Origin of the sequence: Bradyrhizobium septentrionale (assembly GCF_011516645.4) — a bacterium.
GTDB classification, from domain to species: domain Bacteria; phylum Pseudomonadota; class Alphaproteobacteria; order Rhizobiales; family Xanthobacteraceae; genus Bradyrhizobium; species Bradyrhizobium septentrionale.
The window spans coordinates 2095989-2111094 of record NZ_CP088285.1; the positions used below are offsets into that span (position 1 = coordinate 2095989).

General features: G+C 64.7%; 16 protein-coding genes. 5 read left to right on the top strand and 11 right to left on the bottom strand.

Going from position 1 to position 15106, the window contains the following annotated elements; genetic code table 11:
• Positions 1–31: 31 nt before the first annotated feature.
• The 7 genes from HAP48_RS11860 to HAP48_RS11890 form a co-directional block, all read right to left on the bottom strand.
• The gene (locus HAP48_RS11860; RefSeq protein ID WP_166213649.1) at positions 32–1345 is read right to left on the bottom strand and encodes an ATP-binding protein; all 1314 of its coding nucleotides are present in this window, start codon (positions 1343–1345) and stop codon (positions 32–34) included.
• 84 nt (positions 1346–1429) lie between these two features.
• Positions 1430–2485, bottom strand: coding sequence for a putative bifunctional lysylphosphatidylglycerol flippase/synthetase (locus HAP48_RS11865; protein WP_224497024.1), 1056 nt, complete (start codon positions 2483–2485; stop codon positions 1430–1432).
• A gap of 290 nt (positions 2486–2775) precedes the next feature.
• Positions 2776–3003 (bottom strand): SelT/SelW/SelH family protein, encoded by a 228-nt coding sequence (locus HAP48_RS11870; protein WP_166213648.1) that lies wholly within the window; start codon positions 3001–3003, stop codon positions 2776–2778.
• Positions 3004–3022: 19 nt separating this feature from the next.
• Positions 3023–3931 carry a haloalkane dehalogenase gene (locus tag HAP48_RS11875; RefSeq protein WP_166213647.1) on the bottom strand — a complete coding sequence of 303 codons (909 nt, stop codon included), beginning with the start codon at positions 3929–3931 and terminating at the stop codon, positions 3023–3025.
• Positions 3928–4518, bottom strand: a complete 591-nt coding sequence (locus HAP48_RS11880; protein ID WP_166213646.1) for a TetR/AcrR family transcriptional regulator — start codon at positions 4516–4518, stop codon at positions 3928–3930. The genes HAP48_RS11875 and HAP48_RS11880 overlap by 4 nt, the downstream gene beginning before the upstream one ends.
• Positions 4519–4624: 106 nt before the next feature.
• Complete coding sequence (locus tag HAP48_RS11885) at positions 4625–4921, bottom strand: hypothetical protein (RefSeq protein WP_166213645.1); 297 nt, start codon at positions 4919–4921, stop codon at positions 4625–4627.
• A 2-nt stretch (positions 4922–4923) separates the two neighbouring features.
• Positions 4924–6318: an OmpA family protein gene (locus tag HAP48_RS11890; RefSeq protein WP_166213644.1), complete on the bottom strand. Its 1395-nt coding sequence runs from the start codon at positions 6316–6318 to the stop codon at positions 4924–4926.
• A 169-nt stretch (positions 6319–6487) separates the two neighbouring features.
• On the opposite strand from HAP48_RS11890, the gene HAP48_RS11895 reads away from it, so the two are divergent.
• Positions 6488–7546 (top strand): polysaccharide deacetylase family protein, encoded by a 1059-nt coding sequence (locus tag HAP48_RS11895; RefSeq protein ID WP_166213643.1) that lies wholly within the window; start codon positions 6488–6490, stop codon positions 7544–7546.
• 74 nt (positions 7547–7620) lie between these two features.
• Here the strand turns inward: HAP48_RS11895 and HAP48_RS11900 are convergent, their stop codons facing one another.
• Complete coding sequence (locus HAP48_RS11900; RefSeq protein ID WP_166213642.1) at positions 7621–8346, bottom strand: sulfite exporter TauE/SafE family protein; 726 nt, start codon at positions 8344–8346, stop codon at positions 7621–7623.
• A 172-nt stretch (positions 8347–8518) separates the two neighbouring features.
• Here HAP48_RS11900 and HAP48_RS11905 point away from each other — a divergent pair, with 172 nt between their 5' ends.
• The 4 genes from HAP48_RS11905 (at position 8519) to HAP48_RS11920 (ending at position 10656) form a co-directional block, all read left to right on the top strand.
• Positions 8519–8788, top strand: a complete 270-nt coding sequence (locus tag HAP48_RS11905) for a hypothetical protein (protein WP_166213641.1) — start codon at positions 8519–8521, stop codon at positions 8786–8788.
• 251 nt (positions 8789–9039) lie between these two features.
• Positions 9040–9840: an SDR family NAD(P)-dependent oxidoreductase gene (locus tag HAP48_RS11910; protein ID WP_166213640.1), complete on the top strand. Its 801-nt coding sequence runs from the start codon at positions 9040–9042 to the stop codon at positions 9838–9840.
• 214 nt (positions 9841–10054) lie between these two features.
• Complete coding sequence (locus HAP48_RS11915) at positions 10055–10363, top strand: type II toxin-antitoxin system RelB/DinJ family antitoxin (protein ID WP_166213639.1); 309 nt, start codon at positions 10055–10057, stop codon at positions 10361–10363.
• Positions 10360–10656: a type II toxin-antitoxin system RelE/ParE family toxin gene (locus tag HAP48_RS11920; RefSeq protein ID WP_166213638.1), complete on the top strand. Its 297-nt coding sequence runs from the start codon at positions 10360–10362 to the stop codon at positions 10654–10656. Before HAP48_RS11915 ends, HAP48_RS11920 begins: the two co-directional genes overlap by 4 nt.
• A 48-nt stretch (positions 10657–10704) precedes the next feature.
• Here the strand turns inward: HAP48_RS11920 and HAP48_RS11925 are convergent, their stop codons facing one another.
• The 3 genes from HAP48_RS11925 to boxC all read right to left on the bottom strand — a co-directional run bounded on the left by HAP48_RS11925 (position 10705) and on the right by boxC (position 14950).
• Positions 10705–11544 (bottom strand): alpha/beta fold hydrolase, encoded by an 840-nt coding sequence (locus HAP48_RS11925; RefSeq protein ID WP_166213637.1) that lies wholly within the window; start codon positions 11542–11544, stop codon positions 10705–10707.
• 123 nt (positions 11545–11667) lie between these two features.
• A complete protein-coding gene (gene boxB, locus HAP48_RS11930; protein ID WP_166216529.1) occupies positions 11668–13104 on the bottom strand; it encodes a benzoyl-CoA 2,3-epoxidase subunit BoxB in 1437 nt (478 codons plus the stop codon).
• 157 nt (positions 13105–13261) lie between these two features.
• Positions 13262–14950, bottom strand: a complete 1689-nt coding sequence (gene boxC, locus HAP48_RS11935) for a 2,3-epoxybenzoyl-CoA dihydrolase (protein ID WP_166213636.1) — start codon at positions 14948–14950, stop codon at positions 13262–13264.
• Positions 14951–15106: the final 156 nt, after the last annotated feature.

Below are 15106 nucleotides of genomic sequence, written 5' to 3' on the forward strand. Positions count from 1 at the left end.
TTGGATGACAGAGCTAAGCAGCTGAAAGTGCTTAGCTTTGGGTCGGTATCGGGGTCTTCGGCCGGGGAAAACAGGCGGTAAAAGTGGCGCCGTTTTTCGGCACGCTCTCGATCAAAAGACGCCCGCGATGACGGTTAAGAATATGTTTCACCAGCGATAATCCGAGACCGGTTCCGCCCTGGTTACGGCTATCGCCGACGTCGACCCGGTAGAACCGCTCGGTCAGCCGCGGCAGGTGCTCCGGGGCGATGCCGGGGCCGAAATCCCGCACCAAAACCCGGATTTCGGGGCTTCCTTCGCCCGATGCGCCCGAAACGGTCTGATTGAGCGACACTATGACGCGGCCACCCGAGGCGCCGTATTTGAGGGCATTCTCGATCAGGTTCTCGAACAGGCGGAGCAGTTCCTCGCGGTCGCCGGCGATCGTGACCGGGGTCTGCGGCAGGTCGACGTCGATCTCGACCTGGCGCTCGCTGGCCAGCGCCTCGAGCCCGTCGGCGACCTGACGGATGATCGGCACGATATCGATCGAGGCCTCGGGCCGCACATGGGCGGACAACTCGACCCGCGACAGCGACAGCAGATCGTCGATCAGCCGCGCCATGCGGGTGGCCTGGGTGTGCATGATGCCGAGGAACCGCTCGCGCGCCCGCGCGTCGTCGCGCGCCGGCCCCTGCAGCGTGTCGATGAAACCGGACAAAGCGGCGAGCGGCGTGCGCAGCTCATGGCTAGCATTGGCGACGAAGTCGGCGCGCATCTCCTCGACCCGACGCAGCGGCGTCAGGTCGTGGAAGGTCATCAGCATACATTTCTCGGTGCCACCGAACTGGGTCGGCACTGGAACCGGCGTGATCACCAGTTCCATCCAGCGATCGACCGGGACGTGGTCGGTGTAGGTGGCTCGCCGCGGCTCGGTGGTCGCGATCGCCTCGCGCAGCGCGGTGATGATCTCCGGCGAACGCAGGGCAAATTGCGCCAGTTCGTTCCGGCGCAGCGCCGGCGCGAGTTCGGCCGCGGCGGTGTTGAGGTGGATGACGCGGCCGGCGCGATCGAGCAGCACGGCCGGATCCGGCATGCCGGCGACCACCGCGCTGACGGAGGCAGCCTCGACCGGATTGCCACTGCGGACATCCTCGCGCGAGGTCCCGGCATCATGCAGCCGCCATGGCACCAGCGCCGCGGCCGCGATGCAGGCGAATACCGCGCAGGCGCGCACCAGCGACAGCTCGCCGAGTGAAACCACCACGCTCAGCGCCAGCGCCGCGGCGAGCAGGATCAGCGCGGCATGACGCAACCGGTCGGGCCAGGGCGAGAAGATGGAGGAATGCGAATCGTCAATTGCCATCGCGGCGGCTTTCTTCCCGTCGGTTCATGTCTCGCCCAGGCGCGGTCACATCGACCTTCCCTCGGGAGGCATCGGGCCGCTTCGTCAGACGCCGGAGTCACCGCGCTTGCGGACCAGAACCGCCTCATGATGCGGCTCAGCGCGGGGACCCGAATCAGCCTGCGGCGGCCGTTTGAGTCGGGCGCCGACGATAACCTCCCGAAACGTCAGCAAGATTACAGATATGACGAACGGCGCAATATAGTAGAGCAGGCGGAACAGCAGCATGCCGCCGAGCAGGTCCTCGCGGTCCATCTGCCAGAGGCCGACCAGCATGGCGGCGTCGAACACCCCAAGGCCGCCCGGGGAGTGGCTGGCGAAGCCGAGCAGGGTCGCCGACACGAAGATGACGGCGACCACGACGAAGCCGAGATTGGGCTCGTCCGGCACCAGCACGTACATCGCCAGCGCGCAGAAGCCGAGGTCGACGATGCCGATTGCGATCTGCAGCAGCGTCAGCGGACCGCCCGGCAAGGTCACCGTCCACGGGCCGCGGCCGACCACCCGCGGCTGGGTCCAGACCCAGACCACATAGGCGACCAGCGCGATGATGATGCCGAACGCCAGCGTGCGGTTGAGCCAGGGCGGCAGCTGGTCGATGTTGGCGGCGGCCTCCGGGTGGTAGGCGATGCCGAGCCCGAGCACCGCTGCATTGCCGAGCCAGAAGGTGAGGCCGGCGAGAAAGCAGATCTTGGCGACGTCGATCGCGTTTAGTCCCCAGGCCGAATAGATCCGGTAGCGCACCGCGCCGCCGGTGAAGACGCTGGCGCCGACATTGTGGCCGATCGAATAGGAGGTGAAGGCCGCGAGCGCGTTGATGCGATAGGGCACGTGGGCGTGGCCGATCGCACGCACCGCGAACAGATCGTAGAAGGTCAGCGTGAAATAGCCGGCTGTGACAAACAGCCCCGCCAGCGCGATTTGCCGCGGCTCGGTGCTCTTGATGGCCTCGAGCACCTCGTTGGTGTCGATGCCGCGCAGCATGTGATAGAGGACGTAGCAGGCGATGCCGATGACGGCGATGCTGATCACAACACCCAGCCGATGCAGGATTTGCTTCTGGCGCAGAAACGCCATCGCCCTGCGTATTGCTTCCAGCATCTAGACCTCGAATTGCGATCCCGCGACGACGGCTCCCGGGCGAACTCCGCCGGCGCTTCGCTGTGTCCTGCCCCGTGTAGCGCGTTTTAAGCCGGAGTGGAATTCGTCGAAGGACAATAAAACGCGCATCTTCAAGATATTAGGGATGATTCATGACAGCGGATGCACAAATATGCGCGTTTCTCGCCACCTTCGACAAGACTTGACATTCCCGTGCGGCAGTTAGCCCGCCGAACGGCCCGCGAGGCATCCGGAATACTACGGGGAGGAAGCCGCGAGCGGCGGCACGGTCATGCCCGCGCCGACGCTACCGCGGTGACGATTTCCGAGGCACCGGGGAAATGCCCCTTGACGCGGCGGGCGATCACCTTGCCGTCAAGCCGGACCTCGAAGATGCCGCCCTTGCCGGGCACCAGCGCCGCATCGAGCCCAAAGCGTTCGCGCAGCAGCGCGGCCGCCTCCCTGGCGCGCTTCTCGTAACCGCAGGGACGGCAATAAATGATCGAGAGATCGATCATGGCGTGCGCTCCCGTCCGCTCATGCCGCGCGGCGTTGCGCGCTCGCGGCCTCGATCCCGGCGATCCACCCTGCGACCGAGCGGCCGATCGCCTCCGGATGATCCTCCTGCAGATAGTGCGCGCCGGCGCCGAGCTGAATGACCGCGCAATGCTGCAGCGTCGCCGCGAATTCGGCGGCGAAGGCCGGCGACACCAGCGCCCCGGGCGACGCCGCAAACAACAGCTTCGGATAGGTCGATGCCGCAAGCGCCGCGTGTGCTGCGGCGAGCGCCTGATCGACATCATCAGGTTCGCCTGCGATGGGCAACTCGCGGGGCAGCATCAATGTCGGCTTGCGGCTCTCGCGCGTCGCAAACGGCGCGCGGTAGGCGGCCATCTCCTCCTCGCTGAGCTTGCGCAGGATCGAGCCGGGCAGCACGCGTTCGACGAACGCATTGTTGTCGAGGATCATCGCTTCGCCCTCGCCCGGTGTCCTGAACTTCTTGAACGTCTCCCGTGCCGCGTCGTGCTGGTGGAAGTCGGACCAGTCCCGCATCGGGCGGATGAACTCCATGAAAGCCAGCCCGCGCACGAGTTGCGGACGGCGCGCCGCGAGATGGAACGCGAGCGCCGTGCCCCAATCCTGCGCGACGAGATACGCCGAGTTGATGCCGAGCGCGTCGATCAGCGCGTCGAGATAGTCGGCATGCTCGAAGAAGCGATAGGCGATGTCGGGCTTGCCGGACTGGCCGTAGCCGATCAGGTCGGGCGCGATGCAGTGCCCGACCGGCGCGACCAGCGGCATGATGTTGCGCCAGATAAAGGATGACGTCGGATTGCCGTGCAGGAACAGCACATGCGGCGCGTCGCTGCGTCCGGTCTCGCGATAGGCCATCGTGGTCCCGAACACGGAACGATGATGCAGGCTGATCTCGACGGACAGGGTCATGGCAACTCCTTGAACACGGTTTGGAATGCGATCGTCTTGAAGCGCGTCAGCGCGGCTTCGCTGCGTTCAACCTTCATGCGCAGCATCGCGCCCTGCCAGGATGCGAGCAGGAAATCGGCAAGCGCGTCGGGATCGAAGTCGGAGGCGATCTCGCGCTTGGCCTGGGCTTCGGCGATGCAGGCTGCGAACGGCACACGCCACTCCCGGAAGATGTCGTCGAGCTGCGCGCGCAGCATCTCGCTGGAGCCTGACGCCTCGAGGCTGAAATCGCCGATCAGGCAGCCGCGGGTGAAGCCGTCATACGCAAGCTTGCCGGTGATGAGATCGAGATAGCGCCGCAGCCTTTCGCGCGGCGGCAGCGTAGTGTCATCGAGTGCTTCCGCGACGAGGCCGCGCACATAGAGGAAGTAGCGGTCGAGCACCTCGGCCGCGAACAGCTCCTTGGAGCGGAAATGGTTGGTGAACGAGCCCTGCGGGGCGCCGGCGGCGGCCGTGACGTCGCGCACGCTGGTGCCGTGATAGCCGGTGCGGAACATCGCCTTCAGGCCGGCGTCGAGGATGGCATCGCGGAGAGAGGGTTTCGGCATAGGTGTATTTAATACGTACGTACGTATTGATGTCAACGACAATATCAAGTGGGCCGGCGCCGCGCATGGCGGCGTCGTTCAGGCCCAAAGGATCAAGGGCTTGGGGTCAGCTCGCGGGCTTGCTGCGGGAAACCACCCAGTCGCGCAACCAGGAGCCGATGGCGCAGCCGACGAGATAGAGCGCGAACATGAGCAGGACCAGATCGAGCCAGTAACCGAAGCGGCCGGGCACGACCCGCGCGAACGACGCCGCGACCAGCGCGGCGGCAAGCAGCGACAGCCAACCGATCCAGACCTTCGAGACGCCCTGCGCCCGATGCACCACCGCGATCCAGCCCATGCCGAAGCCGAGCAGCGCTGCGCCGAGCAGCCAACCCCAGAAGAATGTCGCGAGCACGGTCATCGCTACTTCACCACGAATTCGATGCGGCGGTTCTGCGCCTTGCCATCTTCACTGTCGTTGCCGGCGAGCGGCTGCGTGCTGCCATAGCCGATCGGCGTGAAGCGATTGGCGGGCAGCCCGGCGCGCACCAGGTAATCGACCACGGCCAGCGCCCGACGTTCCGACAGCGCCTGGTTGGCGGCTTCCTCACCGTCGCTGTCGGTATGGCCGACGACCTCGATCGTGGCATTCGGGCAGCGCATCGCGGTCTCGATCAGGCGGTCGATCAGACCGGCGGAGTCAGGCACGATGTCGGCCTTGCCGGATTCGAAGCGGATCTTGCCTTTCGCGAGGATCTCGGAAAACAGCTGCTGGCACACGGTGGGATCGACCGGCGCCGCCGCCGGCTTGACCGTGACCTCGGCCTTGTACTGCCAGCCCTGCGGGAAGTCCTTGCCGAGCCCGTCGCGGATCTGGCCGGCCGCGGCATCATAGAGCGCATCGCCCGACAGCTTCACCTCGCGGTCCGAGACGACAAGCGTTCCGGTCGACAGCCGCGACAGCGCGCCGAGCGCAGGCGCCACCGCCGCCGCAAAACCCGATGGCGCGCCGAGGCTGGCCTTGAGATTGTCGACCACCTTCTCGCTGAAGAACTTGCGGCCGGCGGCCGCGACCAGCGCGGCATGCACGTTGTTGTCAGGCACGTATCCGGTCAGCGTCAGCGTCACCGCGACCGGGTCCTTGTAGGCCTGGAACACGTAAGGCGGCGCCTTGATGTCGTTGGCGGCGACCGAATAGCCTTCCGGCAGGTTCTTCAGCGCGGCCGCGACCGCTTCGCGGCCGCCGAGCTCGCGCGCCATGCCGGCGAGGTTAACCTTGCTGTCGGTCAGCGTGATCTTGCCGTCCTTCAGCTTGCTGATCTGGTCGAGCAGCAGCAGCGCGGCCGCGTCGAACCGCGACGGTGCGCCGCGGGCGAGCGCCATCTGATCCACCACCTCGACACCACCGAGGCTGGCCTTCGCGGCCTCGGTCAACTTGCTCTTGCTCGACGGCAGCGGCGCATTGCCGCCAAGCGTGACCCGCACCACGTCGCGTTCGGCGGACCAGACATAGGGCTTGGCCTCGGCAACAAGCCGGGTCTCGTCGTTGACCAGTCGCACGCCCGGCACCGCCTCGACCGACGCCACCGCGCTGAGCCGGCCGTCTTCGGAGAAGGCGTTGGCGGCAAACGTCACGTCGCGGCCGTCGACGCTGATGCGGCGCTTGTCGAGCACGGTGTCCTTGAGTGCGGCATTAGAGCGCGCAGCAAGATCGGCTTCGACCGTTGCCGTGCTGGTCCAGGCCGCGATACCCCAAAGGACGACCAGTGGAATCACGCCCGGCCACCACTTGCTACTCCACTTGAAAAGTCCGTGCATTCAGGGTCCTGCGGGCTCGGGAACCAGAGAGAAAACAAACCCTTGGCTGACTGTCAAACCCCAAATCAAGCATCATGGCGGGGGCGCCATGTCGGACCGGAATAACAGTTTCTTCAGTGGTCTTTCGCTAAGTTTGCCGCGGAATGCAAATCGGCCGGCCGGCGCCCTCATGAAACAACTCCGCAACACCGTGATCCGTGCCGGGCTGGCGGCGTTGTATTTTTCGGGCGCGCATCATTTGCTGCGGCCGATCTTCGCCGGCGTCGGCGCCATCTTCATGCTGCACCATGTGCGCCCGCGGCGCGGCGACGCGTTCCAGCCCAACCATCATCTCGAGGTCACGCCCGACTTCCTGCGCGCGATGCTGACGCATCTGCGCGCGCTCGACGTCGACGTCGTCAGCATGGACGAGGCGCATCGCCGTCTCACCGAACGGAACTTCGCGCGGCGCTTCGCATGCTTCACCTTCGACGACGGCTATCGCGACAACCGCGATTTCGCGCTGCCCGTCATGCGCGAGTTCGGCGCGCCGTTCACGGTCTATGTCGCGAGCGATTTCGCCGAGGGCTGCGGCAGGCTGTGGTGGATCGCACTGGAGCGGGTGATATCGGCAGCGTCCGCGATCGAGGTGCCGATCGATGGCGCGATGACGAAGATCGACACCGCGACGCCACAGGCCAAACGCACAGCCTTCGGCCGCATGCATGACTGGCTGCGTTCGCTGCCGGGCGAGCAGGAGATGCAGGCGGAGATATCAGCGCTTAGCGCCCGCCATGGCGTCGACGAGGCCGGCATCGCGCGCGAGCTGTGCATGTCATGGGACGAGTTGCGCGGCTTTGCCGACGACCCGCTCGTCACCATCGGCGCGCACACCATCACCCATTGCAATCTCGCCAAGCAGAGCGAGACCATCGCATCGTTCGAGCTCGCGACCAGCCGGGCGCGGATCGAGCAAGCCCTGCAGCGGCAGGTCGCGCACCTCGCCTATCCCTATGGCGACCGGATCGCTGCCGGGCAGCGCGAATTCGCGCTCGCCAGGTCAATCGGCTTCAAGACCGCGGTGACGACGCGGCCCGGCATGCTGTTTGCCGAAAGCGCCGACCACATGACCGCATTGCAGCGCGTCTCGCTGAACGGCAATTACCAGGAAGCGCGGCTGTTGCCGGTCCTGACCTCGGGCGCCGCCACCGCGGTGTGGAACGGCTTTCGCCGCATCGACGCGGCGTGATCGAGCGACGTCCCTAAAATTGTTTGAGCATGATCTCTTCGGAAAACCGCTTCGCACTTTTCCGGATCATGCTCTCAGATCACCAGCAACAGCCCCGACACCAGCAACAGGCTGAGGATCACGCGCCTGAAATTGGCCTCGTTGATGTTGCGGAAGGCAAAGATGCCGAGCCACGAACCGGCCAGCAGCGCCGGGGCGCCCAGGACGACGTCGTAGGCGACCTTCATCGACAGGTCGCGATGCAGCAGCATCATCACGAGCGCGGAGATCTGCATCGCGGCGATGAAGGGTTGCACGAGGCCGCGCTGCTGCTGCTTCGGCACGCCATGGATGTCGCACCAGATCGTCGGCAGCGCGCCGGGCATCGCGGTCAACCCGCCGATCAGGCCGCCGCCAAACCCGACCAGCGCGTTGCGCCCTTCCGGCAACCGGCCGTAGCCGATCGCCGGCCTGAACAGCATGTAGCCGGCATAGAGCGCGACCATGACGCCGAAGCCTTCGCGGAAGGTCCGGCTATCGGTGTTGTGCAACAGCCAGAGCGCGAGCGGCACGCCAAGCAGTCCGCCTGAAATCAGCGACAGGCTCTCCTTCCACTGAATGTGGTGCCGAAGCGCCCACAGATTGGCGCCCTGCACGCCGACGCTGCAGGCCATCATCAGCGGCACCGCCTCGGTCGGCGGCATCGCATGCAGCAGGATGGCGCCGGCGATCGCCGAAAAGGCAAAGCCGGCAAGACCGGATACGAAGGCGCCGCAAAACACCGCCGCGCTGAGCACGAGAAATGACGTGACGTCGGCCACGAGCGGACCTCCGTTGATGAGAGCGATGATGAATGAATTGGGAGAGCGCTAGTCGGTGTGAACCGCTCTCACCTCTTGCGGCACGGCTGGCTGGGGCTCGGCCGGATCGCCTGCGGCCGCAGGCATCAAAAGCGTCGCAGTAAGGATATGCAGAACAAGAAATCCGATCGCGATGACGATCAGCAGCGTGATCTCGCTGATCTCAGGGAGACGGATGATCGATTTGCGCGTCGTCGACCGCTCACCGATGGACATGAGCGCCCTCCAGATTGGTACGGTGCCGATCGGCGCGGTCGATCAGATGCCGATACTGCTTCAGAACGCGGCGCGTCTGGATCCGTCGCGAGAGATGAATTGCGCCAAGGATTGCTGCGAAGAGACCCTTCCGCCTTCGGCCCGATTGAATGAGGGTGACAGGCGTCACACCCGTCACCGGCAATGAAATGTGCTTCATTCTTGGAACTCCTTGTCCTGGAATTCCACCCCACGTGCTTGATACGTCAAAGCGGCTGACCCGTTTGTTCAATGCCTCACATCTCAACAAAGCTTGATCGAATCGACGCACGATCTCTGCGGGCATATCGATCAAGACAATTCCTTGGATTGATCGGGCAGCAGGTTCGTCCGCCGCGGCGGTTCCTTGACTAGCTCCGCCAACACGGCCAGAACGCTTGCCACAGCAAGGGAGGCAACATGTTCAAGGATCTATTCTCACTGAAAGGACGCGTCGCGCTGGTCACCGGAGGATCGCGCGGCATCGGCAAGATGATCGCGGCCGGCTTCCTCGCGCAGGGCGCCGCCAAGGTCTACATCACCGCGCGCAAGGCCGGGCCGTGCGAAGCTACCGCCCAGGAGCTCTCTGCCGAATATGACGGCGAGTGCATCGCGCTGCCGATCGACATCTCAACCGTCGAGGGCTGTGAAAAGCTCGCCAGCGAGATCATCAAGCGCGAGCCGAAGCTCGACATCCTGGTCAACAATGCCGGTGCGGCATGGGGCGCGGATTTCGACGAATTCCCGGAGAGCGGCTGGGACAAGGTGATGAACCTCAACGTCAAGTCGATCTTCTTCCTGACCAAGGCGCTGGCCAAGCCGCTGCGCGCGGCGGCGACGCATGACAAGCCCGGCAAGGTGATCAACATCGCCTCGATCGACGGCATCTTCGTCAACCCGATGGAGACCTATTCCTATGCCGCGAGCAAGGCTGCGGTGATCCACCTGACGCGGCGGATGGCGACGCGGCTGATCAAGGACAACATCAACGTCACCGCGATCGCGCCGGGTGCCTTCAAGTCGGACATGAACAAGGCCGCGCGCGACCACGCCGACGAGGTCGCCAAGCGCGTTCCGGCGAAGCGCGTCGGCACCGACGAGGATATGGCGGGTGTTGCGATCTACCTCGCCTCGCGCGCCGGCGACTACGTGGTCGGGAACACGATCGCCGTCGATGGCGGCGTGGTCTACGCGACCGCGGGGCTGGAGATCGCGGGGTAGGCGACCAGCCTCTCACGCGCAGCAGAGTAGTACCGCGCGGGACTGACAGCCTTTGACTCATCTGGTCCCATCCGAACCGGAATCGAGGGCCGGCGGCAACGGCCTCGCCGAAAGGCGGGGCCGTTTTGGCTTGCTGACCTCCGGTCACGGGGTGGCGACGCCTCTGGCAGATGTCATTCAAATGCATTACATTGGCGGCGAATAGGAGGTCGCTATGGCTTCGAATGCCCTAGTCCAAACCCGCATCGATGCGGACGTAAAGGAAAAGGCCACCGCGGTTCTGGAAAACATGGGTCTCACGGTATCCGACGCCGTGCGGATCCTGCTGACACGCACGGCCAACGAGGGGGCGCTTCCACTGGAGCTCGTGAGCAACAGCCAAGCTTACGACAGCTGGTTTGGTGAGAAGGTGCGCCATGCGCTGGCGGATACCCGGCCCAATCTCGATGATTCCGAGGTCGAAGCGCATTTCGCGCAACGCCGCACCGCTGCGCTTCGAAAAGCGGCGGAGCGTAAACGTTGAAACTCGTCTGGTCGCGCTTCGCGTTGTCCGATCGCGACGACATTTTCAGCTACATCGAAGCCGAGAATCCCCGCGCTGCGGTTCATGTCGACGAACAGATCGCCGACGCCGCGCGGCGCCTGCTCGACTTTCCTGACAGTGGCCGGCCCGGGCGTGTCGCCGGCACGCGCGAGTTGGTCATCCCGCGCACACCTTATATCGCGGCGTACCTGGTCGACGGCGAGACTGGCCGCATCTTGCGCGTGCTTCACGGCGCGCAGATGTGGCCCGACGAACTTACAAATGACGATTAAGGTCGGCTGAGCGACGAACCGCGAGCAGCCGACCCCTTTTCGCCCTCCTCAAAGGCTCGAAGCAAACGCGTCGAGGGTCCGGTCGAAGGCTTCGGCCTGCTCCCATTGCGTGGCATGGCCCGCGCCTTCGATCACCTGAACCTGTCCGCGCCACAGCGTCGGCGCGGACAGCCGCTGCAGATAGCCGAGATCGACGATCTGTTCCTCGCTGCCCTGCACGATCGCGAACGGAATCTTGAGATTGCGCACGATCTCGACCTCGTCGGCGAAGCGGCCGGCCTGCACGCTGGCACCGAGATAGCCCCGCGCATTGCCGTCAGTGCGGCGGAAATCAGCTTCGAGGAAGGACGGGCGGGCCGCATAGCCCGGCGCAAAGGCCGACTGTCCCCACTCCTCGATCTCGGCGTCGCTCGGCGCCGGCGTGAAGATGGTGGCCGACAGCCCCTTGAAGCCGGAAAATCCATCCGGCGTCTTGCTGATCGGCGGTGTACCGAAGATCATCAGTCCGGACGCCATCGGCAGCGATGCGGCCGCATTCAGCACGGCGTGTCCGCCGAGACTCCAGCCCACCACGACCGCATCCTTCAGGCCGAGCTCGCGCGCGACGGCAGCGATGCAATCCGCATAGCCCGCACCGGAATAGCCGTGCCCCGGATCCGGCGCCGGCGATGATGCGCCATGGCCGGGAAGGTCGATCGCAACCAGCCGGTATTTGGCGCCGAGCGGTCCCTGAAGCTGCTTCTGCCAGATCCGCGACGACGACGAATTGCCGTGGACGAGCAGGATGTGGCGGCCGGTGCCGCCACTCTCGAAACCTGCGATCGTCTGCGCCCCAATTCGAAGCTGTAGCGGACGCAGCGCCGGACCCGGAAAACTCTCTTCACTCATGACAGCACCCCGAAATCCGAAGCCACGACGACACAAGCAAGCGCACTGCTCTCGACGAGGAAAAGGGGCGAGCCTGGGACCTTTTCGGCTCACCCCTTTCCTGCTCTCTCCGTCCGGAGAGAATCAGCTCTCGATCCTCACATATTCGAAATCGCCGGGCTTGTTGTCGATGCCGACCTTGGGCGCCGAGATCCAGGAGGCGAACTCGCCCGGCTCGGTGACCGGCTTCATCAGCGAGGCGATGAAGTCGCCGTCTTCGGTCGACGGCAGCCAGTCGTTCCTGCGCTTGGCCCAGGTGGCGTCGTCGATCAGCAGGCCATCGGGGGTGGCATGGACGTCCCTGAACTCGCCGATCTGGCGATGGAAGACCGTGTTCGGCACCGCGAGCTTGTAGTCGTAGCCCGCGCTCGAGATCACCTTGTTCCAGCGCAGCATGCCCTTGACGCAATCCTGCGTGTAGTCGTCGCGCAGCCGCATGTTGAGCGCGGTCAGCGCCGGCTCGTCGACCATCTTGATCTGCCCATCCACCATCTTCATGACCGGATAGGTCGAGTTCTTGAGCTGGTGATCGTCCTCGATCGTGGTTTCCTTGTAGCGGCCCTTGATGCCGGCGTTGAAGGCATTCGCGGCGTTGGTCGAGACTTCGGAGCCGAACAGGTCGAGCGACAGCGAATAATGCAGGTTCAGCTTCTTCTGGATGGTCGGCAGGTCGATCACACCGAGCGCGCGGACCTTGGCGATATCGGTCGGATCGGTGATGCCGGCTTCCTGCATCGCATCGCAGGTGCGCTGCACGACGCGGGTGATGCCGGTCTCGCCGACGAACATGTGGTGGGCTTCCTCTGTCAGCATGAAGCGGCAGGTGCGCGACAGCGGATCGAAGCCCGACTGCGCCAGCGAGTGCAGCTGCATCTTGCCGTCACGGTCGGTGAAATAGGTGAACATGAAGAACGACAGCCAGTCCGGCGTCGCCTCGTTGAAGGCGCCGAGCATGCGCGGAGAATCCGCATCGCCCGAGCGGCGGCGCAGCAAATCATCCGCCTCCTCGCGGCCGTCGCGGCCGAAATACTTCTGCAAGAGATAGACCATCGCCCAGAGATGGCGGCCTTCCTCGACATTGACCTGGAACAGGTTGCGCATGTCGTAGAGCGAGGGCGCGGTCTTGCCGAGATGGCGCTGCTGCTCGACCGAGGCCGGCTCGGTGTCGCCCTGGATCACGATCAAGCGGCGCAGCATCGCGCGATGCTCGCCGGGGACTTCCTGCCAGGCCGGCTTGCCGTAGTCTTCGCCGAACGGAATGACGCGATTTTCCTCCTGTGGCGCAAGGAGAATGCCCCAGCGATATTCGGGCATGCGCACGTAATCGAACTTGGCCCAGCCGCGCGGATCGACCGAATAAGCGGTGCGCAGATAGACCAGCGATTCCTGGAAGCCATCCGGCCCCATGTCCTTCCACCAGTCCATGTAACCGGGGTGCCAGCCTTCCAGGGCCTTGAGCACCTGGCGGTCCTCGGCGAGATTCACATTGTTCGGAATCTTGGTCGAGTAATCGACGTTCATGATGTTCATGGCCGTGCTCCTTGCTGGCTCTCGTGTCCCGGACGCGGTGCAGCGCGAAGCGGTGCGCCGCAGGGCCGGGACCCATTCAGTCGTGGTCCATATGGGTCCCGGTTCTGCAGCGCGTCACTCGCGTGCCCGCTGCGCCCGGGACACAAAGTCAAACGCGCGTCATATCGAATTGCGCCTTCTGGCCGGTGCCGTAGCGGCGCAGCGCGCCGTCTTCACCGACCGCGTTGGGCCGCTGGAAGATCCAGTTCTGCCACGCGGTGAGGCGGGAGAAGATCTTCGATTCCATGGTCTCTGGCCCGACGAAGCGCAGATTGGCTTCCATGCCGGTGAGGCCGTCGGGCGAGAATGAGGTGCGTTCCTCGAAGAACACGCGGACCTCGTCGTCCCAGTCGATGTCGTCGAGCGCGAAGGTGACGAGACCGAGCTCCTCGGCCTCTTCGGCGTCGAGCGCCTTGCCGATCGATGCCTGTGCGCGCTCGATATCCGATGGATCGGCCTGGAAGCGCGATTGCAGCCGGGTCAGGCCATGGCTCATCGGATACGGCCCGAAATTCATCGCCGTCAGCTCGATCGCCGGCGGCGGGCGGTTGTCGCCCTGCTTCTGGCCGATCAGCATGTAGGAGCGGTCGGCGGCGAACACGAGCTCGGCGAGCGTGCCGACGAAGCAGGAGCCCGGCTCGACCAGCGTCACCAGCGTGCGCGAGGTGACGTCGATGCGCTTGAGCACGCGCTTCCAGTAGTGCCTGACCTCGTTGACCAGCCAGTGCGCCTTGTTGGCTTCCAGGAACCCGTCGTAGGACACGACATTGGCGCGGTCGCCATGGCTCTTGAACACCAGCATCGCGATCTCGAGCTCGTTGATGCGCAGATGCAGGATCGCATCGTCGAGTTCGCGGGCGACCTGCAGCGGCCAGAACGCAGACCCTTGCGCGATCATGCCGTCGATATCGGCGGGCGCCGCAGTTTCCGGCGCCTTGATCGAGATCGTGGCGATGCGCGCCGCGCGATCGATGTCGACGCTGACAAAGCCGTAGCGGATGGCGCTGTCATCGATGGTGCGCGTCAGCGGCGCCAGCGTGATGCCCTTGCCGGTGCCGTTGCGCTTCGACTTCGCGACGAATTCCTTGACGCGCTCGGCGAGCTTGCCCTCGAGCTTGGAGTTCGGCGCGATCTCGTCGACCAGGCGCCAGGAGACGGCGCGCTTGCCCTTGATGCCTTCCTCGATGGTGCAGAAGAAATCGGCGTGGTCGCGGCGCACCTTGCGCTTGTCGACGACGCGCGTGAGCCCGCCGGTGCCCGGCAGCACCGCGAGCAACGGCACTTCTGGCAGCGCGACGGCGGCGGCGCCGTCGTCGGCCATCATGATGTGATCGGTCGCGAGCGCCAGCTCATAGCCACCGCCGGCCGCGGTGCCGTTGACGAGGGTGATGAAGCTCTGGCCGGAATTCTCGCTGGAATCCTCGAGGCCGTTGCGGGTCTCGTTGGTGAACTTGCAGAAGTTGACCTTGTGGGCGTGGGTCGAGCCCGCCAGCATGCGGATGTTGGCGCCGGCGCAGAACACCCGGTTCTTGCCCGAGCGCATCACCACGACCTTCACTTGCGGATGCTCGAAGCGCAGCCGCTGCACGGCATCGGCGAGCTCGATGTCGACGCCGAGGTCGTAGGAATTGAGCTTGAGTTGATAGCCCTCGAACAGGCCGGCGTTCTCGTCGACGTCCATGGTCAGCGTCGCGACGTCGCCCGCAATGTCGAGCTTCCAGTGTCGGTAGCGCGACGGTTCGGTCTGGAAGTCGATGTACTTCGCCCCGCCTGCAAGGACGCGATCGTCACCAGCCATGGGCCACCCTTATCTGTTGTTCGTTTTGAAGGTTCGTCGTCTCAGTCCTCATGCACAATAATGCATGTTTTTGATCTGGTCCAGTTCAAAACGAAAAAACATGCATTTTGTTTCATGTTCATGAAATTCACTCGCTCGGCCAATGACCTGGCACCG